Below are 17,899 nucleotides of genomic sequence, written 5' to 3' on the forward strand. Positions count from 1 at the left end.
CCTGCGATCGGCAAGTGTTGGGCAAGGGCCCAACCTACGAAGCAGAAGCCTGTAGGTTGGGCCGTGGCCCAACAAACACTGTCCATACAGGTCACATCAAAGGCCGCCGTTGTTACCGAGAATTCAGGTTTAGCTGAAGGCCTTGAACGTGATGAGGGTGAAGGTGTCCTTCACCCCCGGCAGGGTCTGGACCTGCTCGGTCACGAAGCGGCCGATATCGGTATTGTCGTCCAGGTAGCACTTCATTAGCAGGTCGTACTGGCCGGAGGTCGAGTGAACCTCCGACACCTGTTCCACGTCCTGTACCGCGCGGTCAGCGACCTCGTACGCTTGTCCGAGATCGCACTTGACCATGATGAAGATGGTCTGCATGGCGGCGACGCCCTTCTTACGCTTCCGGAGTGGCGACCGGGCGAGCCCGGCGCAGCAGGAAGGCCGGGATGTGATCGCCGAAGCCGATCACGACCTCGTCGTCGTCGTCGTCGTCACGGCGGCGGCGGCGGTCGTCGCGGCGCGGCGGCGCATCGCTCCGCAGTGCTTCGACCCGCTGTTCGCGCTCGGGCCGTACAACTTCGCGTTCCGGTCTGACGGCTTCGCGCTCCGGACGAACCTCGCGCTCGACACGCACTTCGCGCTCGGGGCGGGCTTCACGCTCAGGCCGGGCTTCCCGTTCGGGACGCGGTGCGCGGCCTTCGGCGCGGGGCTGGCGGCCATTGCTCGACGCTGTCTTGGCCTCGTCGCCATCCTTGCGGGAACGGCGGCGGCGGCGATCGGACAGTTCCTCAAACTCGGCAAGCTCGATCCCATCGATCGAGATCAGCGGGATCTCGCGTTTGATCAGCTTGGAGATCGCGGCGACCTGCTTGCCTTCTTCCGGGTTAGCGATCGTGAAGGCGCGGCCCAGTTTGCCGGCGCGGCCGGTACGGCCGATCCGGTGGACGTAGTCCTCAGCGTGCAGCGGCGTGTCGAAGTTGAAGACGTGGCTGAGGCCGGCGATGTCGATGCCGCGCGCGGCAACATCGCTGCACACCAGCAGGGTGATCTCACCCTTCTTGAACTGGTCGAGCGTTTCGGTCCGCTTGCTCTGCGGCATGTCGCCGTGGAGCGCGCCGGCGTTGAAGCCGTGCTTTTCCAGGCTCTTGTGCAGGATCGCGACATCGCGCTTGCGGTTGCAGAAGATCAGCGCGTTCTTGACGTCTTCCGTGCCGAGCAGGTGGCGCAGGGCCTTTCGCTTATCTTCCGGCTGGACGACGGTCAGCGCGTGTGTCACCGTTTCCGCCATCGAGGCGGGTGGCGACACCGAAACTTCGCGCGGGTTCATCAGGAAGGTGTCGGCGAGGCGCTTGATTTCCGGCGGCATCGTCGCGGAGAACAGCAGCGTCTGGCGCATCTTCGGCAGCAGGCCCACGATCCGCTCGATATCGGGAATGAACCCCATGTCGAGCATCCGGTCGGCCTCGTCGATCACGAAGATCTTGATGTCGCTGAGCAGGATGTTGCCGCGCTCGAACAGGTCGATCATGCGGCCCGGTGTCGCGATCAGCACGTCGACGCCGCGATCCAGCTTCTTGATCTGGTCGCCGAACGATTCGCCGCCGATCAGCAGCGCCATGGTCAGCTTGAGATGCTTGCCGTAGGTCTCGAAGTTTTCCGCGACCTGGGCTGCGAGTTCACGCGTCGGTTCCAGGATCAGTGAGCGCGGCATCCGCGCCCTTGCCCGGCCGTTGGCCAGGATTTCGATCATCGGCAGCGTAAAGCTGGCGGTCTTGCCGGTGCCCGTCTGGGCGCAACCAAGAACGTCGCGCCCTTGGAGTACCCAAGGGATCGCCTGTTCCTGGATCGGAGTAGGTTGGGTATAACCCGCATCCTCGACGGCGCGCAGGACTTCGGGCCCGAGCCCAATTTCCGAAAAATTCATTAAGCCAGTGTCGGTTGGAGAAAGCAGCGTAAGCCATATGGCTTGCAGCACAGATTGGGGCGGCAGTATGAAAAGTCAAACCGTCTTGTCAACAATCCGTGTTGTCGCACCAAAAATTCGGTACGCGTACGGGCACGGCCGGAAGGGAATGGCTTCGCATGGAACGGCAAGATAATGTCGAAGTCCCGATACGGCAAGAAAGTTCTTCGCCATGCTGCTCGAATCCCAAAGATCGGTACTTCTGGTCGTCGATGTCCAGGAAAGACTGGCACCTGCCATAGCTGGGGGCGAAAGTCTGCTGAATAGAATTTCCACGTTGCTGAAGGCGGCGGCGGAACTGGACGTGCCGATACTGGCGACCGAGCAGTATTCCAAAGGACTTGGAACTACCGTCGAGCCGCTGGCGGGACTTCTGCCCACCGGGTCCGTCGTGGAGAAGATCCATTTCAATGCGGCGAACGAGCCTGGATTTGTCGAGCGCGTGCGGGGTTTGGACCGGCCGCAGATAGTAGTGACGGGGACCGAGGCGCATGTCTGCGTGCTTCAGACGACGCTGGGATTGCGGGCCGCTGGGTTCGACTGCTTCCTGGTGGCCGACGCGGTCGGGTCGCGCGACCCGGAGAACCGCCATGTCGCCATGGAGCGGATGCACGCAAACGGGGTTGAGATCGTGACCTCCGAGATGGTCATGTTCGAATGGCTGCGCCGGGGATCGACTCCGGCGTTCAAAAGGGTGCTTCCGCTGATCCGATGACCGATTCCATGAAAAGACTCCCGTTGATCCTGCTTCCCGGCCTGCTGTGCGATGCGGCGCTCTGGTCCCATCAGACGCGCCATCTGGCGGAGGTCGCCGACATGACGGTGGCCGACCTGACCGGCCGCGACAGCGTTTCGGCGCTTGCGGCCGATGTGCTTGCCGGCGCACCGGAGAAGTTCGCCCTCGCCGGCCTGTCGATGGGAGGGTACGTGGCGCTGGAGATCGTCCGGCAGGCGCCCGAGCGGGTAGCGAAGCTGGCGCTGCTCGACACCAACGCCAGGGCCGACACGGACGAGCAGCGTCGGCGCCGCCGGGGCCTGATGGCCCTGGCGGACCGGGGAGAGTTTCGCGGCGTCACGCCGCGCCTGCTGCCGATGCTGATCCACCCGGATCGGTTGGAGGAGGCCGACCTGACCGATGAAGTGATGGCGATGGCCGAGCGGGTCGGGCGCGATGCCTTCCTGCGGCAGCAGAAGCTCATCATGGACCGGTCGGACAGCCGGCCGATGCTGCCTTCGATTTCCTGTCCGACGCTGGTGCTGTGCGGGCGGCAGGACGCCATCAGTACGCTCGAAATGCATGCCGAGATGGCCGAGGCCATCCCCCGGGCGCGCCTTGCCGTGGTGGAGGAATGCGGACATCTTGCGTCGCTCGAACGCCCGCATGCCGCCACCGCGCTGATGAGGGACTGGCTGATCTATTCCTGATTAGCACCAGGAAGCTCAGCAGCCGATGCTCATGCCGCAATTGCTGTCGCTGCGGTTCGGATCGCGGAGCGGGAACAGCTCGAACGTCGTGTCGGTGATCAGGCTGCGGAACGCCGCGTCCTGCGGCGATGCGACGGCCGGCGCCCAGCCATTGGTGGACGTCAGCGTTCCACCCCGGCAGAAGGCTGCCTGGAGGCGAATCGGCTGTCCTGGCCGCTTGTCGGTCGCGATCGGGCCGCCGCTGCAAATCTGTGGGTTGGCGATGTTTTCCGCCGGATTGAAGACCATCACCACCTTGTAGCGGCGGTTGGCGCTCTCGTCCGGCGTCGTCGTGAAATGGGTCGGCGGACCGAAATGCTGGCCCTGCATCAGGTCGGTCACGCTCCTGTCGAAACTGCTCTGGTCGACCGGGAAGGGATTGCCGTAGACTTCCGTGGCGAGATCGCGCCCACCGGCGGCCGAGCTGAATTCGAGCGGCGAATAGGCCGTGCTGACGTTGTCGGAAACGACCCGGCTGCCGGAGCAGGCCGAGAGCGCCAGCGCGAAGGTCAGCGTCACTGCCGGCGCAGCGGTCGCAACGAAACGAGCCATCCTGGAACCTCTGGTCCTGACTGGAGATCATTCTGATATCTGTCCGCCTTAGCAGGCCGCCAGTCCAATACCGGACCGTGCAATGGTGGATAGCTGAAAGGATGAGGCTTTGCCGTCCGAGCCTTCTCCTGCTTTTGGCGGTACTGGTGACTGGGTGCGGCCTGGACCCGGCGGAAACGGCGTCGTGCCTCCGCGTGATCGCCGCTTTCGAACCGGACGCCGACGGGGTCGAGATCCTGCGGCAGGCGAGCGACCCGGCGGCCTCCAACGGCATCGTGCTGGAGTACAGGACGGCGGACGGTGTCGAGCGATGGGTGAATTGCCGCTTTTCCCTTCGGCGGGTGGAGAACGCACCGCTTGAACTGGCTGGCGTCGCCACCAGCCGCGAAGGTATCCTGCCGGAAATGCGGCTGTTCTGGCTGAGGCGCTGGCTTGCGCTGGAGTCGGGCGCCCCGGTTCCTGCGGCACTTCCGGACACTAATATGACTGACGAGGCGGCCGGGACGCCCTATGCCGGTGCGCTCTATGCCTTCCAGCAAGTCCTGAACGGCAGCGTGCTCGGCTGCATCTATGCGCTGCTGGCCGTCGGGTTCTCGCTGGTCTACGGCATCGTCGGACGGATCAACTTCGCCTTCGGCGAGTTGCTGATGCTGGGCGCGTACCAGACCGTGATCTTCGCGATCCCGCTGGCCGTGATGACCGGTACGGGGGCATGGGCGCTGCCCGTGGTGCTGCTGATCGCGGTCGGCATGACGGCGGGGCAGGGATGGGCGGTCGAGCGGCTGGTGTTCCGGCCCTTGCGGGGCACGGCGACCCATGTGCCGCTGATCGCGGCGATCGGCGCTTCGGTATTCCTTCAGGAAGCCGTCCGGCTGCTCCAGGGCGCCCGCGACCGGTGGCTGGCTCCCGTATTGACGGACCGCTTCACGCTGGCGGGGGAGGGGGTCTTCCCGGTTACCGTATCAGCCGCGCAGGTCCTGATCGTCGCCCTGACCCTTGGCCTTTCCGGCGCGCTCTGGTGGCTGCTGGTCCGCACCGAATTCGGCCGGAGCCACCGGGCATGCAGCGACGACATGCGGATGGCGGCGCTGCTCGGGGTCGATACCGACCGCGCTGTTGCGGCCGCCTTCGCCCTGGGCGCCGCCTGCGCCGGCACGGCCGGCTTCATCGTGGCGCTGCACTATGGCGGGGTGAACGCCTATATGGGAGCGCTGCTCGGCTTCAAAGCGCTGACAGCCGCCATCGTCGGCGGCATCGGATCGGTCCCCGGCGCCTTCCTGGGCGGGCTGCTGATCGCCGCGCTGGAAACGGGCTGGGCCGCGTGGCTGCCGCTGGAAGGCAAGGACGTCGCGGTGTTCACGGCGCTGATCGCCATGCTGGTGATCCGGCCCACGGGATTGCTGGGAGTGGAGCGTACGAGGGGCGACTGAGGCCGGACTCAGCGCAAACGCGGTTTCGACTGCGGCAGCATGGCACTTGACCGGCCCGTGATGGGCCGGTTATGGTCCACCCCATGTTCCAGGCATCCTACCTTGCGATCGTCGCGCGAATTAGCGGCCCGGTCCTCTGCTGAGGGCCGGGGTCATTATCCGCTGAATTCCTGCTGCTTCGATCAAAAGAGGAAAGCCTGTCATGGCTATGCCAACCCTGTCGGCGCCCGGCGTCGAATCCCGTCCGTACGATCCCGACTATACCGCCTGCTTCTCGATCCAGGCCAATGCCGATCCCGGCGTGATGTCGCGGGTGCTGGAGCTGTTCGCCAAGCGCGGCCTCGTCCCGTCCTCCTGGCACAGCCGGGTCGGCGGCATCCAGGACGACGAATTGATCATCGATTTGCAAATGCAGGGCATGGTGCGTAGCGAGGCCGACTATGTAGCGGCCTGCCTTCGCCAGATCCCGGATGTGGGTACCGTGCTGACATCAGAGCGCTTCCGCGCGGCGGCCGAGTAAATAGCGCGTGACGAACCAGGCAATGGGCGGTTAAATCCGCCCATCATGAGCTATTTTCATCACATCCGCGCCTGCAACAGCCACGATTTCTCGGGCTACCTGCCTTTTTTCGTCGGGACCGACCGGGTCGGCTGGGTCCGCCATGCGCTGGCCTCGCGATTGCGGCAGTTCACCGACGCCTTCGAGGTCGAGCAGGACCGCATCTCGCTGGCGGCGGCCTCAAGCGATTTCGACTCTCGGACCGAGGCCATGGCGCGCGTCGTCGCTGAATTGGTGGAGGAGGGCACGGTACCCCAACTCCGGGATGAGTATTATCCCGTGACCACAGGCTGGGGCCGGCCGCCGCTGCTGAAGATCGACCGCGTCGCCGTCGCCCATTTCGGCATCCGGTCATACGGCCTGCATATCAACGGCTTCGTCCGGCGGGCCGACGGGATCCACCTGTGGGTCGGCAAGCGGGCGGGCGACCGCAAGATCGCACCGGGCAAGCTGGACAATCTGGTCGCCGGCGGCCAGCCGATCGGGCTGACGCTGGACGAGAACCTAGTGAAGGAAGCGCACGAGGAAGCGGGACTGTCGGCGGATGCCGCCCGGCAGGCGGTTCCGGTCGGAGTCGTGTCTTACCTGATGGAGAACCCGGCAGGCCTGAAGCCGGACACGCTGTTCCTCTACGACCTCGAGGTCGCCGATGACTTCGTGCCGCGCAACACCGATGGCGAGGTCGAGCATTTCATGCTCTGGCCGCTGGAGGAGGCGGCCCGGCGGGTGCGGGAAACCGATGATTTCAAATTCAACGTCAATCTGGTGATCGTCGATTTCCTGATGCGCCACGGCTATCTGAAGCCGGACGATGCCGAATATCCGGACCTCGCGATCGGTCTGCGCCGGGCGGTCTGACGTCAGGTTTCTTCCGGAAAGCCTGCCATGGTCCGGACCTCGGCCGGCGTCCTGCCGCTCTCCCGCAGCGCCCTCAGCGACACCGATTTGTCCCGCTTGGCAAGCCGTTCGCCACGGTCGTTGGTCAGCAGGCCGTGATGGTGGTAACCGGGTGTCGGCAAGCCCAGCATGGCTTGCAGCAGCCGGTGCAGATGGGTCGCGTGGAACAAGTCGCGTCCACGGGTGACCAGCGTGACACCCTGCAAGGCATCGTCCACCGTCACGCTGAGATGGTAGCTGGTCGGGATATCCTTGCGGGCCAGCACCACGTCGCCGAGGATTTCCGGAGTAGCGTCGATCGTTCCGGCATCGCCGTCGTGCCACGACAGCGGACCGGCAAGCCGGCTGGCCCGCGCTACGTCAAGCCGGATGGCGAAGGCTTGGCCTGATGCCATCCGCTCCGACCTTTCGCCGGCGGACAGATGGCGGCAGGTTCCGGGATAAAGGGCGCCGTCCGGGCCATGGGGCGCATGGCCGGCGCGGGCGATCTCTTCCTCGATCTCCTTGCGGGTGCAGAAGCACGGATACGTCACGCCCGAACTCGCCAGCCGGTCCAGGGCGGCGCGGTAGTCGTCGAGATGGTCGCTCTGGCGCCGCACCGGAACCGGCCAGGACAGGCCCAGCCAGGACAGGTCTTCCATCAGCGACAGTTCGAACTCCGGGCGGCACCGTCCCGGATCGATATCCTCGATCCTCAGCAGGAAGAGCCCGCCCCGCTCGCGCGCGGCTCGCCAGCCGAATAGCGCGGAGTGGGCATGGCCCAGGTGAAGCAGGCCGGTCGGGCTGGGGGCGAAGCGGGTGACGGTCTTCATGGGCGGCATCGTCCACGGCACTCTCATATCGGCATATCGCACCTCTGTATCCCCGGACAGTCGCATGGGCCAGTGGGTTCAACCGGTGCGTTGAGCCATTGACAGGCGCGTCGGCAGTAGTCAAAACAGGCACATGAGCGATCTTGCCAAACTGACTGGACCCAAGGTCCTGCCCGCCTCCGGTGGCCCCGCGCGCCAACTGGTCGTCCTGTTGCACGGAGTCGGCGCCGACGGCGACGATCTGATCTCGCTGGCCGATTATTGGAGCGCGCTTCTCCCAGATGCGGAGTTCGTGTCGCCCAACGCACCGGACCAGTGCGACATGTCGCCCTACGGGTTCCAGTGGTTCAGCCTGCTCGACCGCTCGATGGCAGCCATGACCGCCGGCGTCAAGAAGGTTGCTCCCGTCATCAACGCCTATATCGACGAAGCGCTCGCGGAGCGGGGCCTGACACCGGACAAGCTGGCGCTGGTCGGTTTCTCCCAGGGGACCATGACGTCGCTGTACGTGGCGCTGCGCCGGCCGGAGCCGGTCGCGGCCGTGCTTGGCTATTCCGGCGCGCTGCTGGCGCCAGACCTCCTGACCGCGGAAATCAAGTCGCGCCCGCCCGTGCTGCTGGTCCACGGCGATGCCGATCAGGTCGTTCCCGCCCAGGCGCTTCCTGCGGCGCAGTCCGCCCTGCAAGCCGCCGGCGTGCCGGTGGATGTGGAGGTCCGGCCGGGCCTGGGGCATGGGATCGACCAGGAAGGGCTGACACGCGGCGGGTTCTTCCTCAAGCGGTCGCTGCTCGGCTGAGTCCAGGTGACAGTGGCGCAGGGGAGTCCCCTGCAAGATCCGCCACGCTACCCCGATAGTTACAGTGTCATGAAGTTCGGGATTGCTCCCGGTCCAACTTGTTGAGTTTGGGCCGAGGATGCTCTATGAGAGAAGAACATCCAGGTCAGGCATTTGGGCCTGACGGGCAAGGGAACCAGAGGAGGGCGTGGGCTTGGCACCACCACCCGATCACTGTCCGGCGCTGGTACTGAATGCGGACTTTCGTCCGCTGAGCTACTTCCCTTTGTCTCTGTGGTCCTGGCAGGAAGCTGTCAAGGCCGTGTTCCTCGACCGCGTCAACATCATTTCCGAATATGATCGAGTCGTCAGGTCGCCCAACTTCGAGATAAAGCTTCCCAGCGTCATCTCATTGAAGGAATACATCCCGGCGACCCGTCGCCCGGCCTTCACCCGCTTCAATGTCTTCCTGCGCGACCGGTTTTCCTGCCAGTACTGCAACGAGCCGTTCCCGACCCAGGAACTGACGTTCGACCACGTGATACCGCGATCCAAAGGCGGGCGAACTACGTGGGAAAACGTCGTGACGTCCTGTTCCGCCTGTAACCTCAGGAAAGGGAACAGGCTCCCCAAGCAGTGTGGCATGATACCGTTTTATCCGCCGTTCCAGCCCACGGCGTTTCAGCTTCAGGAAAACGGACGATCCTTCCCGCCAAACTTCTTGCATGAAAGTTGGCGGGATTTTCTTTACTGGGATACCGAACTCGATCCTTTCTGACGCTCGAGTCGCACCATGCCGGCTCTTTCCTTGTACCACAAGCCGAAGAATTCAACCGGCGCTCCGGCAGTGTTGGGCCACGGCCCAACCTACGAAGCAGGAGCCCGTAGGTTGGGCCGTGGCCCAACAAGCACTGTCCCCACGAGTCAATCTCTCCGGCCGGCTTGGTATTAGAACCGCTGGGCCGCCCAGATGGCGGCGCGGGAGCCGGCCTTGATCAGGCTGGTCAATACCGGATAGCCCGCCGTCAGCTCCGCCTCGTGGGCAAGACCGATATCGCGGTGCTCCAGCTCTTCCGCCCTGAACTTCTCGATGGTGGCCTTCAGCTCCGGTTCGGAGTCGCCAAGCTGCTCCGCCTGCTCGGCGTAGTGCTCGTCGATCACTTCCTCCACCGCGACCGTGCAGGCCATGGCGGCACGCTGTCCCAGCAGGGCGGTTGCGGCGCCCAGCGCGAAGCCTGCGACGTGCCAGACCGGGTGCAGCACGGTCGGGCGGACGCGCCGTTCGACGATCAGGCGCTCGAAGGTGTCGAGGTGCTCCTGCTCCTGATCCTTCATGTGCCGGATGATCTTGGCGGCCGGCGTGCGCTTGAGGACGGCAAGCTGGCCCTCGTAGATCCGCTTGGCGCCGTACTCGCCGGCATGATCGACGCGGATCATCCGCGCCAGCCGCTCCCGATCTTCCGGATCGCCGGGCAGGTAGCGGGGGCGGGGCCGTTTGGGCGCTTCCAGCAGAGCGAGTTCTTCCGGGGCGGAAATCTTGGGCCGTTCCGTCGTTGCCGTCATGGTTCGCTCCTCTCGAGTTTTATCCGGTCGAGTCTCATCCGGCCGAGTCTTATCCGGCCGATCCGAATGCGCGCCGCGCCGCGAAGAAGGCGACGGCCGCAAGGACCAGCGAGATCAGGATATTATATCCCGCCATGGAGATTCCAAACAGCGACCATGCGACTTGATCGCACCGCACGACCGGTGCCGCCATGATCTGTGCCCGCAAGGCGTCGATGGAATCGGCGGTGGCCGTGACACCGCAGCCGGACGTTCCGGTCCACCAGTGCTGCTCGACGCCGACATGGAAGACCGCGACGCCGCCGCCGACCAGCAAGGCGACGCCGCAAAGCGCCAGCAGGGCGGCGCGAAGCTTGTGGGCATCCGTAGCCGCCGCGAGGGAAACGATGCTCAGCGCGATCACGACGGCATAGGGCCAGCGCTGCCAGATGCACAGCACGCAGGGCTGAAGACCTACTACGTACTGGAAGAAGAACGCCGCCAGCAGCGACCCGGCGCTGGCGCCCAGCAGGAACAGCGCTGAGATACGCGATGTGGACAGGTCTGCGATGGCCATGGTGATGTCGTCCGGAGCCGCGGTCGGTAACCGGCACGAGGGAGCCGGGGATGCAAGGTCGTCACATTACATAGCGGACGGCGGCGAAACCACCTAGCAGGAGCGCAAAGAATGCCGATGCGAGCAGGCCGAGGTGCTTTTCGATGAAGACCCGAATCGGCGGACCGAAATACCAAAGCAGGCCGGCGACCAGGAAGAAGCGGGCGCCGCGCGATACGACGGAGGCCACCATGAAGACGGCAAGGTCGAGATGCGTCACCCCGCTTGCGATGGTGATCACTTTATAGGGGAACGGCGTGAACCCGGCCCCGGCGACGATCCAGAAGCCCCACTCGTTATAGAGTGCGGCGAATTCTTCCATCTTCGCGGCATAGCCGTAGAAGTCCATCACCTGCTGGCCGATGGTATCCCACAGGAAATACCCGATCATGTAGCCGAACAGTCCGCCGACAACGGAGGCCAGCGTGCAGACGGTCGCGATCCGCCAGGCCTTGTCCCGGCGCGCCAGCACCATCGGCATCATCAAGGCATCGGGCGGTACCGGGAAGATCGAACTCTCGATGAACGAGATAAAGCCCATGGCCCACATGGCATGGCGATGACCGGCCAAGCGCATCGTCCAGTCGTAAAGCGGTCTGATCAAGGGAATCTCGTCTGGTTGAGGAAAACCGGCTGCGGAAATCGGTCAGGCTTATGGCGTGATCTGAATAGGCATCCGTATCTAACAGTGTGCCGCACTGCACGCAATCGTCCCGATTGTACCGGCGCTTGACCCTTACAGGTCAATGCGTGCGAGATATTGCAACGAATTCCGATTGACCCGGGGCCTCCGGTGAGTATGATCCGCGCACTTTCCCCAGGCAGCCCCTGTGGCGGAACCGGTAGACGCGGCAGACTCAAAATCTGTTGTTCGCAAGGACGTGCCAGTTCGAGTCTGGCCGGGGGCACCAAAGCTTTCAAAGACCTGGATAGTGACGGTTCCGGGAGAGGTGTCGGGCTGAAAAGGCTTGGCCTACGACTGCACGCAATCCTTTCAACCAGCGCTCCTGCCATTTTTCACGAGCACGCACCCGTAGGTCGGGCCTCTTCAGCCCGACGTTTAACGGACCAGACCGGTCATGCTTCAATGTCCCTGGTCTGATGTGGGGTCCCGGTATTCCTCAACTCGCCCGCTTTCAAATCCCCCTACGCCTCCCTCATTCAGTGCCGCTGCACACTCGTTGAACTATTGACGGACGGACAATCCGTCGCAGTGGGTCTAAGGTATCATATACAGCCGCCCCCGAAATGATGCATTCATATCGTCATCAGCAGGCTAAACATTGAAGCGGCAAAGGGGGATGAAATGATCCATCAGGCTCTCGACAAGTTGAATGGTAAAGTGGCCATCCGTTCGAAGTATGATAACTTCATTGGCGGCAAGTGGGTAGCTCCGGTTCAGGGGCGTTACTTTAGCAATATTACGCCGATTACCGGCAAGCCGGTCGGCGAGATCGCTCGTTCGACTGCCGAAGACATCGAACTGGCCCTCGACGCTGCCCACAAAGCGCGCGAGAAGTGGGGTCTGACTTCTCCGGCCGAGCGGGCGAAGGTCCTGAACCGCATCGCCGACCGCATGGAAGAAAACCTGGACCTGCTGGCGCTGGTTGAGACCATCGACAACGGCAAGCCGATCCGCGAGACAACCCACGCCGACCTGCCGCTGGCGGTCGATCACTTCCGCTATTTCGCCGCCTGCATCCGCGCTCAGGAAGGCTCCGCCGCCGAGCTGGACAGCACCACGGTCGCCTACCACTTCCACGAACCGCTGGGCGTCGTCGGCCAGATCATTCCTTGGAACTTCCCGCTGCTGATGGCCGTGTGGAAGCTGGCTCCCGCCCTTGCCGCCGGCAACTGCGTCGTCCTGAAGCCGGCCGAGCAGACCCCGATGGCCATCATGGTCCTGGTCGAACTGATCGCCGACCTGCTGCCCGAAGGCGTGCTGAACATCGTCAACGGCTTCGGCGTCGAAGCTGGCAAGCCGTTGGCGCAGAACCGCCGCATCGCCAAGATCGCCTTCACCGGCGAGACGACGACCGGCCGCCTGATCATGCAGTACGCGTCGGAAAACATCATCCCCTGCACGCTGGAACTGGGCGGCAAGTCGCCGAACATCTTCTTCTCCGACGTCATGGCCGAAGACGACGATTTCTTCGACAAGGCGCTGGAAGGTTTCGCGATGTTCTCGCTGAACCAGGGTGAAGTCTGCACCTGCCCGAGCCGCGTCCTGATCCAGGAAAGCATCTACGACCGCTTCATGGAAAAGGCGATCGACCGCGTCAACAAGGTGAAGCAGGGCAACCCGCTCGACAGCGCCACCATGATCGGCGCGCAGGCCTCCAACGACCAGCTCCACAAGATCCTGTCCTACATCGAGATCGGCAAGGCCGAAGGCGCCAAGGTGCTGACCGGCGGCAACCGCGCCGTCCTGGATGGCGAGCTGTCCGAAGGCTACTACGTCCAGCCGACCGTGCTGGAAGGCAACAACAAGATGCGCGTCTTCCAGGAAGAGATCTTCGGGCCGGTCGTGTCCGTGACCAGCTTCAAGACAGAGGAAGAAGCCCTCCATATCGCCAACGACAGCCTCTACGGTCTGGGCGCCGGCGTGTGGAGCCGCGACGGCAACCGCGCCTACCGCATGGGCCGCGGCATCCAGGCCGGCCGCGTCTGGACCAACTGCTACCACCTGTATCCCGCGCACGCCGCCTTCGGTGGTTACAAGCAGTCTGGTATCGGCCGCGAAAACCACAAGATGATGCTCGACCACTACCAGCAGACCAAGAACCTGCTGGTCAGCTACAGCCCGAAGGCGCTGGGCTTCTTCTAAGCCTGACGGTCCCTCGTTTCTGCCGGAAAGGGCAGAAACGAGGGACCGCCGAGGTCTTCAATGGGCACGGTCTTCACGGGGGAGAATAAGAAACAATGGTGGAACGTGTCACCGTCACGCCGGCCGCCGAGGCGGTCATCGCGACCCTCAAGTCGATTCACGGAGACCTTGCGTTCCATCAATCGGGTGGCTGCTGTGACGGCAGCGCCCCTATGTGCTTTCCGGCGGGCGAATTCCGCACGAGCGCGCAGGACATTCATCTGGGCGAGATTGCCGGCTGTCAGTTCTTCATCGGGGCCGCACAGTTCGAATACTGGTCGCATACCCAGTTGATCATCGACGTGGTGCCGGGGCGGGGTTCGGGGTTTTCGCTGGAAGCGCCCGAAGGCGTGCGGTTCCTGACGCGCAGCCGGGTCTTCAGCGACGAGGAGATGGCGGAGCTTGTCGCGGCGGGGCCTCCGGCCAACGGCGCGCACTGATCTTCCTTAATGCGCCGGGTTGATCGACCCCGTGCGAGACGCCGGTTGCTTCCCGGTTTCGGTGGTGCATCTTGTGTGGTGCACAGATCGAAGAATTTCCGGGGACCATGGACAGCATCACACAGAGCCTGCTCGGCGCGGTCGTAGCGCAGGCTGGATTCCGACGCACGCTTGGCCGCAAAGCGATGGTGGCAGGGGCCTTGCTGGGGGTCGTGCCCGACCTGGACGTGGTGGCAGGGCTGGCCGGTCCATACGCCAACTGGCTTTACCATCGCGGCATCACGCATTCGATCTTCTTCGGCCCCGTCGTCGGGCCACTATTCGGATGGGCGCTCTGGCGCTTCTCCCGCTGGCGCGCGATGCGGAGGGGCGGCACCGGCATGCTGGCCGGACCGGAAGAACTGCGGGCCTGGATCTGGCTGTCGATCCTCGTCCTGTTCACCCATCCCATCATCGACGTCTTCACCAGCTACGGCACGCAGTTGCTGGCGCCGTTCTCGCGGCACCGCTTCGCCATCGATGCACTGCCGATCATCGATCCCATCTACAGTCTCGTGCTGGTGGCGGCGCTGGTCGTAGGTACCTTTGCCCGCCGAAGACCGGGTACCGCGGTCGTATCGGCCGCAGCGGCGCTGCTGTTCATCTATAGCTGGACGCTGATGGGATGGGCGATCAACGAGAACATCCGGGCCGAGGCGCGCCAGCAGTTGAAGACGGCCGGCCAGCCGGTCCAGAACATCCTGGCGTATCCGCAGCTCTTTCAGCCCTGGTTCCGCCGGGTCGTCGCCGAGACGCCGGACAGCATCATGGTCGGTTATTATTCTATCGTGGCCGGCGGAACGATCGACTGGACCACCCATCCGGTTCGGCAAGATCCCCTGATCGACAAGGTCGCCGCGACGTGGGAAGCCGGGGTTTTCCGGTGGTTCGCGATGGACAAGCTGTGGTGGCGGGTCGTCGAGAATGCCGAAGGCGCCGCCGTGGAGGCGTTCGATTACCGCTATGGCATGATGGGCAGCACCGAACTGGGCTTCTGGGGCATCCGTGCCCAAGTGGACCGGGACGGACAACTGCTGGGTGCGCCCGAGAGATTTCAGCAGCCTCGCTCGGCTTCACGATCCGATTTTAGCGAGTATTGGCGCCGTATTTGGGGATAGGCCTTTCGGCATATGAAGGATAATTACAGTATTCACTCATATTGTTTTGCATATGAGTGAATACTGCTAATTTCGGCCTTCGAGACGACCAAAGAGCTATCGGATTCTCCCAGATACGTAAAATTTTATTAATAACCCTGATCAATGATGCAAGGAGTTCGAAACGCCGGGGAAAGCGGTTATGTTCAAGAAGTTCAGCAAAAACACCGTGGATATAAGTAAAACTACGGGTCTGGACGCTTTGCGCGCCAATGTGATGATTGCCGACAGTGAGCTCAACATCACCTACATGAATCCTGCCGCCGTCAACCTTATGCGGGATGCAGAAGACGAGCTTAAGGCTGAACTTCCTCGCTTCAGCGTCGCCAAGCTTATCGGTAGCAACATCGACATCTTCCACAAGAACCCCGGCCATCAGCGCAAGATGCTGGCGGCGCTGGACAAGCCGCACAGCGCCACGATCCGCGTCGGCAAGCGCGTCTTCGATCTGCTGGTCAGCCCGCTCTTCGACAAGGGGCAAAGGATCGGCTTCGTCGTGGAATGGTCCGATGCCAAGGAACGACTTCTGAACCTCGACTACGCGATGCAGCTTACCGCCGTCAACCGGTCGCAGGCCGTGATCGAGTTTTCGGTAGACGGTCAGATCGTCAATGCCAACGAGAACTTCCTCAAGGCGATGGGATACCGCCTGGACGAGATCAAGGGCAAGCATCACGGCATGTTCGTCGAGCCCGGCCAACGCGACAGCCGGGACTACACGGCGTTCTGGGACAGGCTTCGGGCCGGAGAATTTCAGGCCGGGCAGTATAAGCGGATCGGCAAGGGCGGCAAGTCGATCTGGATCGAAGGAGCCTACAACCCCATCCTCGATCAGAATGGCAAGGTCGTGAAGGTCGTCAAGTTCGCGACGGACATCACGGCCCAGGTGGAACTCCTGGCGAACTTGAAGACCCTGATCGATACCAATTTCGGCGAGATCGACGGCGCGATCGAACGGTCGACCTCGGAGGCGCGCTCCGCGTCGCTGGCGGCGGACGAGACCTCGACCAACGTTCAGATGGTCGCGGCCAGTGCCGAGGAACTGGCGGCATCGATCAACGAAATCTCGCAGAACATGGCGAAGTCGCGCTCCGCCACCGACAATGCCTTCGACCGGGCGGTGGCGGCCGGGCAGAGCACGGAGAAGCTGACCAATGCCGCCCAGGCGATGAACGGCATCGTCGGCTTGATCCAGAACATCGCCGGCCAGATCAACCTGCTGGCGCTGAACGCCACGATCGAGGCGGCACGTGCCGGCGAGGCCGGGAAGGGTTTCGCCGTCGTGGCGAGCGAAGTCAAGAACCTTGCCAACCAGGCGGCCCGGGCGACCGAGCAGATCTCGCGGGAGATCGACGGCGTGCAGTCGACCTCGGGCGAGGTAGTAACCGCGCTCGACACCATCCGGGACGCCATCGGCAGCGTCCGCGACCATGTCACCGTGACGGCGGCCGCCGTCGAGGAGCAGAGTTCCGTCACCATGAGCATGTCGTCGAACATGCAAAGCGCATCGGCGGCCGTTTCGACGGTATCCTCGAATGTCGGGGAGATTTCCTCCGCCGTGCATCAGGCGGCGCTGGCGATCACCAAGACCAAGGATGCGGCAAAGGTGCTTGTCCGCTGAGGCGGAGAGGCATCGATGCCCGTTCAGAAAAGCTCGATGGCATCCTGATCGGGATCGGATTGGGCACCGGGCACATCGTCGGTGCCGGTGCGGTCGCCGGGTAGGACATCCAGCGCCCCGATGCCGTCGAGCGCAGTGCCGCCCATCAGCAGGGCACGAAGGAAGCGCTGGCGGGCGGCACCGACCGGGAGGCCCGCCGCCAGACCGCTCAGCCATTCGGACCGATCGTCCGGCGTGAAGGCGGGAGCGGCGCCGATGGCGGCCGATGTCGCCGGCCCCAGGTCTTCCAACCCGCTCTTCATTAGCATCATGCCGTCGATGACATGTTCGAAGTGCTGCTTGGCCAGATCCTGGAACTGCAGGCGGGTGACGATCTGGCCGATGTTGCGTGTCATCGTGTCGGACGCGACGACGGCATCGCTCAGTACGGCGGTGAAGTGCTCCGCCTGGACGATCAGGCCGGACATGGCGCTGTCGATCCGCTCCTTCGCCAGAAGCTGGGGCGACAGATCGGTGTCGGCGATGGTCTGAAGGATCTCGTAGCCTCGGACGACGCCGCGCGAAACGGCCCCGACCGAAAGTCTCATCCGCTCGGCCAGGGCCGCGGTCGTGGATGAGAGCTGGCGGACCTCTCCGGCGACGACGTGGAAGGTGGTTCCGGCGGCGCCGGCGCGGGCGGCTTCGATGCGGGCGTTGAGGGCGAGGAAGTTGGTCTGCTGGTTGATCTCGCCGATCTCGCCGATGAACTTCTCGACTTCCTGGACATCCTGGACGACGTCGTCCAGCAGATAGACCATCCCCTGGACATCCTGGACGACGTCGTCCAGCAGATAGACCATCCGCATCGCCTGTTTCGACAGCGAGACGATGTTGTTGACCATGTCCACCAGGATTTCCTGCATCGCCACCATGACCCGGTCGATCGGGACGCGCTCGCCGTCCAGTTCGACCACATTGGCGTTGGCGATGATCTCTTGAACCCGCCGGCTCTGCTCGCCGGCCGAATCGGCCAGATCGCGGAACCCGGTGCTGATGTCCTGGGTGCTGTTCTCGATGCTCCGGCTGGTTTCCTCGATCTCCCGCCGCAGCACGTCGAAGGACCGGCTTTGAACCGTCGAGAAAGCGGCCCACTCGCTCAACAGCGATGGGTCGCCTGCACGGGCCGATGGAAG

The 17,899-nt window shown here is 63.6% G+C and carries 19 protein-coding genes and 1 tRNA gene; 12 read left to right on the top strand and 8 right to left on the bottom strand.

From position 1 onward, the window contains the following. Positions 1-129: 129 nt before the first annotated feature. A complete protein-coding gene (locus N826_RS12200; protein ID WP_044429106.1) occupies positions 130-372 on the bottom strand; it encodes an Lrp/AsnC ligand binding domain-containing protein in 243 nt (80 codons plus the stop codon). A 16-nt stretch (positions 373-388) separates the two neighbouring features. Beyond that, positions 389-1,918 (bottom strand): DEAD/DEAH box helicase, encoded by a 1,530-nt coding sequence (locus N826_RS12205; protein WP_044429107.1) that lies wholly within the window; start codon positions 1,916-1,918, stop codon positions 389-391. 211 nt (positions 1,919-2,129) lie between these two features. On the opposite strand from N826_RS12205, the gene N826_RS12210 reads away from it, so the two are divergent. Both N826_RS12210 and N826_RS12215 read left to right on the top strand, forming a co-directional pair. Then, positions 2,130-2,672: a hydrolase gene (locus N826_RS12210; RefSeq protein WP_044429108.1), complete on the top strand. Its 543-nt coding sequence runs from the start codon at positions 2,130-2,132 to the stop codon at positions 2,670-2,672. Between the two features lie 8 nt (positions 2,673-2,680). Then, positions 2,681-3,382 carry an alpha/beta fold hydrolase gene (locus tag N826_RS12215; protein ID WP_244619532.1) on the top strand — a complete coding sequence of 234 codons (702 nt, stop codon included), beginning with the start codon at positions 2,681-2,683 and terminating at the stop codon, positions 3,380-3,382. A gap of 15 nt (positions 3,383-3,397) precedes the next feature. On the opposite strand, the gene N826_RS12220 is transcribed toward N826_RS12215, so the two are convergent. After that, positions 3,398-3,973, bottom strand: coding sequence for a hypothetical protein (locus tag N826_RS12220; RefSeq protein ID WP_044429112.1), 576 nt, complete (start codon positions 3,971-3,973; stop codon positions 3,398-3,400). A gap of 146 nt (positions 3,974-4,119) precedes the next feature. Between N826_RS12220 and N826_RS12225 the strand changes: the two genes are divergently transcribed. The 3 genes from N826_RS12225 (at position 4,120) to N826_RS12235 (ending at position 6,820) form a co-directional block, all read left to right on the top strand. Continuing rightward, on the top strand, positions 4,120-5,403 hold the full coding sequence (locus N826_RS12225) for a branched-chain amino acid ABC transporter permease (RefSeq protein ID WP_244619531.1): 1,284 nt from the start codon (positions 4,120-4,122) through the stop codon (positions 5,401-5,403). A gap of 202 nt (positions 5,404-5,605) precedes the next feature. Further along, on the top strand, positions 5,606-5,923 hold the full coding sequence (locus tag N826_RS12230) for a hypothetical protein (RefSeq protein WP_044429114.1): 318 nt from the start codon (positions 5,606-5,608) through the stop codon (positions 5,921-5,923). A 45-nt stretch (positions 5,924-5,968) separates the two neighbouring features. Then, entirely contained in the window at positions 5,969-6,820 is an 852-nt protein-coding gene (locus tag N826_RS12235; protein WP_044429115.1) for a DUF4743 domain-containing protein, read from the top strand. A 2-nt stretch (positions 6,821-6,822) separates the two neighbouring features. Here the strand turns inward: N826_RS12235 and gluQRS are convergent, their stop codons facing one another. Next, complete coding sequence (gluQRS, locus tag N826_RS12240; RefSeq protein WP_044429363.1) at positions 6,823-7,671, bottom strand: tRNA glutamyl-Q(34) synthetase GluQRS; 849 nt, start codon at positions 7,669-7,671, stop codon at positions 6,823-6,825. Between the two features lie 133 nt (positions 7,672-7,804). Here gluQRS and N826_RS12245 point away from each other — a divergent pair, with 133 nt between their 5' ends. Both N826_RS12245 and N826_RS12250 read left to right on the top strand, forming a co-directional pair. Continuing rightward, a complete protein-coding gene (locus tag N826_RS12245; RefSeq protein ID WP_044429117.1) occupies positions 7,805-8,467 on the top strand; it encodes an alpha/beta hydrolase in 663 nt (220 codons plus the stop codon). 193 nt (positions 8,468-8,660) lie between these two features. Beyond that, positions 8,661-9,224: an HNH endonuclease gene (locus N826_RS12250; protein ID WP_052831111.1), complete on the top strand. Its 564-nt coding sequence runs from the start codon at positions 8,661-8,663 to the stop codon at positions 9,222-9,224. A 170-nt stretch (positions 9,225-9,394) separates the two neighbouring features. Here N826_RS12250 and N826_RS12255 read toward each other — a convergent pair whose 3' ends face one another. From N826_RS12255 to N826_RS12265, 3 genes are all read right to left on the bottom strand, one after another. Beyond that, entirely contained in the window at positions 9,395-10,009 is a 615-nt protein-coding gene (locus N826_RS12255; protein WP_084720696.1) for a demethoxyubiquinone hydroxylase family protein, read from the bottom strand. Between the two features lie 49 nt (positions 10,010-10,058). Next, on the bottom strand, positions 10,059-10,565 hold the full coding sequence (locus N826_RS12260) for a disulfide bond formation protein B (RefSeq protein ID WP_052831113.1): 507 nt from the start codon (positions 10,563-10,565) through the stop codon (positions 10,059-10,061). A gap of 61 nt (positions 10,566-10,626) precedes the next feature. Next, the gene (locus N826_RS12265) at positions 10,627-11,208 is read right to left on the bottom strand and encodes a YqaA family protein (protein ID WP_044429119.1); all 582 of its coding nucleotides are present in this window, start codon (positions 11,206-11,208) and stop codon (positions 10,627-10,629) included. A 220-nt stretch (positions 11,209-11,428) separates the two neighbouring features. On the opposite strand from N826_RS12265, the gene N826_RS12270 reads away from it, so the two are divergent. The 5 genes from N826_RS12270 to N826_RS12290 all read left to right on the top strand — a co-directional run bounded on the left by N826_RS12270 (position 11,429) and on the right by N826_RS12290 (position 16,727). Next, a tRNA-Leu gene (locus N826_RS12270) sits at positions 11,429-11,515 on the top strand. Positions 11,516-11,910: 395 nt separating this feature from the next. Further along, positions 11,911-13,431: an aldehyde dehydrogenase gene (gene adh / locus N826_RS12275; RefSeq protein WP_044429120.1), complete on the top strand. Its 1,521-nt coding sequence runs from the start codon at positions 11,911-11,913 to the stop codon at positions 13,429-13,431. Between the two features lie 95 nt (positions 13,432-13,526). Next, positions 13,527-13,910, top strand: a complete 384-nt coding sequence (locus N826_RS12280) for a DUF779 domain-containing protein (RefSeq protein ID WP_044429121.1) — start codon at positions 13,527-13,529, stop codon at positions 13,908-13,910. A 107-nt stretch (positions 13,911-14,017) separates the two neighbouring features. After that, complete coding sequence (locus N826_RS12285; protein ID WP_044429122.1) at positions 14,018-15,067, top strand: metal-dependent hydrolase; 1,050 nt, start codon at positions 14,018-14,020, stop codon at positions 15,065-15,067. A gap of 181 nt (positions 15,068-15,248) precedes the next feature. Next, entirely contained in the window at positions 15,249-16,727 is a 1,479-nt protein-coding gene (locus N826_RS12290) for a methyl-accepting chemotaxis protein (protein WP_044429124.1), read from the top strand. A 23-nt stretch (positions 16,728-16,750) separates the two neighbouring features. Here the strand turns inward: N826_RS12290 and N826_RS12295 are convergent, their stop codons facing one another. Then, complete coding sequence (locus tag N826_RS12295; RefSeq protein WP_169789332.1) at positions 16,751-17,866, bottom strand: methyl-accepting chemotaxis protein; 1,116 nt, start codon at positions 17,864-17,866, stop codon at positions 16,751-16,753. Positions 17,867-17,899: the final 33 nt, after the last annotated feature.

The sequence above is a fragment of the Skermanella aerolata KACC 11604 genome (genome assembly GCF_000936425.1).
Classification (GTDB): Bacteria; Pseudomonadota; Alphaproteobacteria; order Azospirillales; family Azospirillaceae; genus Skermanella; species Skermanella aerolata.

Excerpts from the sequence above, each read along its gene's own strand:
- N826_RS12200 (WP_044429106.1), bottom strand. The coding sequence starts at position 372 with ATGCAGACCATCTTCATCATGGTCAAGTGCGATCTCGGACAAGCGTAC.
- N826_RS12205 (WP_044429107.1), bottom strand. The coding sequence starts at position 1,918 with ATGAATTTTTCGGAAATTGGGCTCGGGCCCGAAGTCCTGCGCGCCGTC.
- N826_RS12210 (WP_044429108.1), top strand. The coding sequence starts at position 2,130 with ATGCTGCTCGAATCCCAAAGATCGGTACTTCTGGTCGTCGATGTCCAG.
- N826_RS12215 (WP_244619532.1), top strand. The coding sequence starts at position 2,681 with ATGAAAAGACTCCCGTTGATCCTGCTTCCCGGCCTGCTGTGCGATGCG.
- N826_RS12220 (WP_044429112.1), bottom strand. The coding sequence starts at position 3,973 with ATGGCTCGTTTCGTTGCGACCGCTGCGCCGGCAGTGACGCTGACCTTC.
- N826_RS12230 (WP_044429114.1), top strand. The coding sequence starts at position 5,606 with ATGGCTATGCCAACCCTGTCGGCGCCCGGCGTCGAATCCCGTCCGTAC.
- N826_RS12235 (WP_044429115.1), top strand. The coding sequence starts at position 5,969 with ATGAGCTATTTTCATCACATCCGCGCCTGCAACAGCCACGATTTCTCG.
- gluQRS (WP_044429363.1), bottom strand. The coding sequence starts at position 7,671 with ATGAAGACCGTCACCCGCTTCGCCCCCAGCCCGACCGGCCTGCTTCAC.
- N826_RS12245 (WP_044429117.1), top strand. The coding sequence starts at position 7,805 with ATGAGCGATCTTGCCAAACTGACTGGACCCAAGGTCCTGCCCGCCTCC.
- N826_RS12255 (WP_084720696.1), bottom strand. The coding sequence starts at position 10,009 with ATGACGGCAACGACGGAACGGCCCAAGATTTCCGCCCCGGAAGAACTC.
- N826_RS12260 (WP_052831113.1), bottom strand. The coding sequence starts at position 10,565 with ATGGCCATCGCAGACCTGTCCACATCGCGTATCTCAGCGCTGTTCCTG.
- adh (WP_044429120.1), top strand. The coding sequence starts at position 11,911 with ATGATCCATCAGGCTCTCGACAAGTTGAATGGTAAAGTGGCCATCCGT.
- N826_RS12280 (WP_044429121.1), top strand. The coding sequence starts at position 13,527 with ATGGTGGAACGTGTCACCGTCACGCCGGCCGCCGAGGCGGTCATCGCG.
- N826_RS12285 (WP_044429122.1), top strand. The coding sequence starts at position 14,018 with ATGGACAGCATCACACAGAGCCTGCTCGGCGCGGTCGTAGCGCAGGCT.
- N826_RS12290 (WP_044429124.1), top strand. The coding sequence starts at position 15,249 with ATGTTCAAGAAGTTCAGCAAAAACACCGTGGATATAAGTAAAACTACG.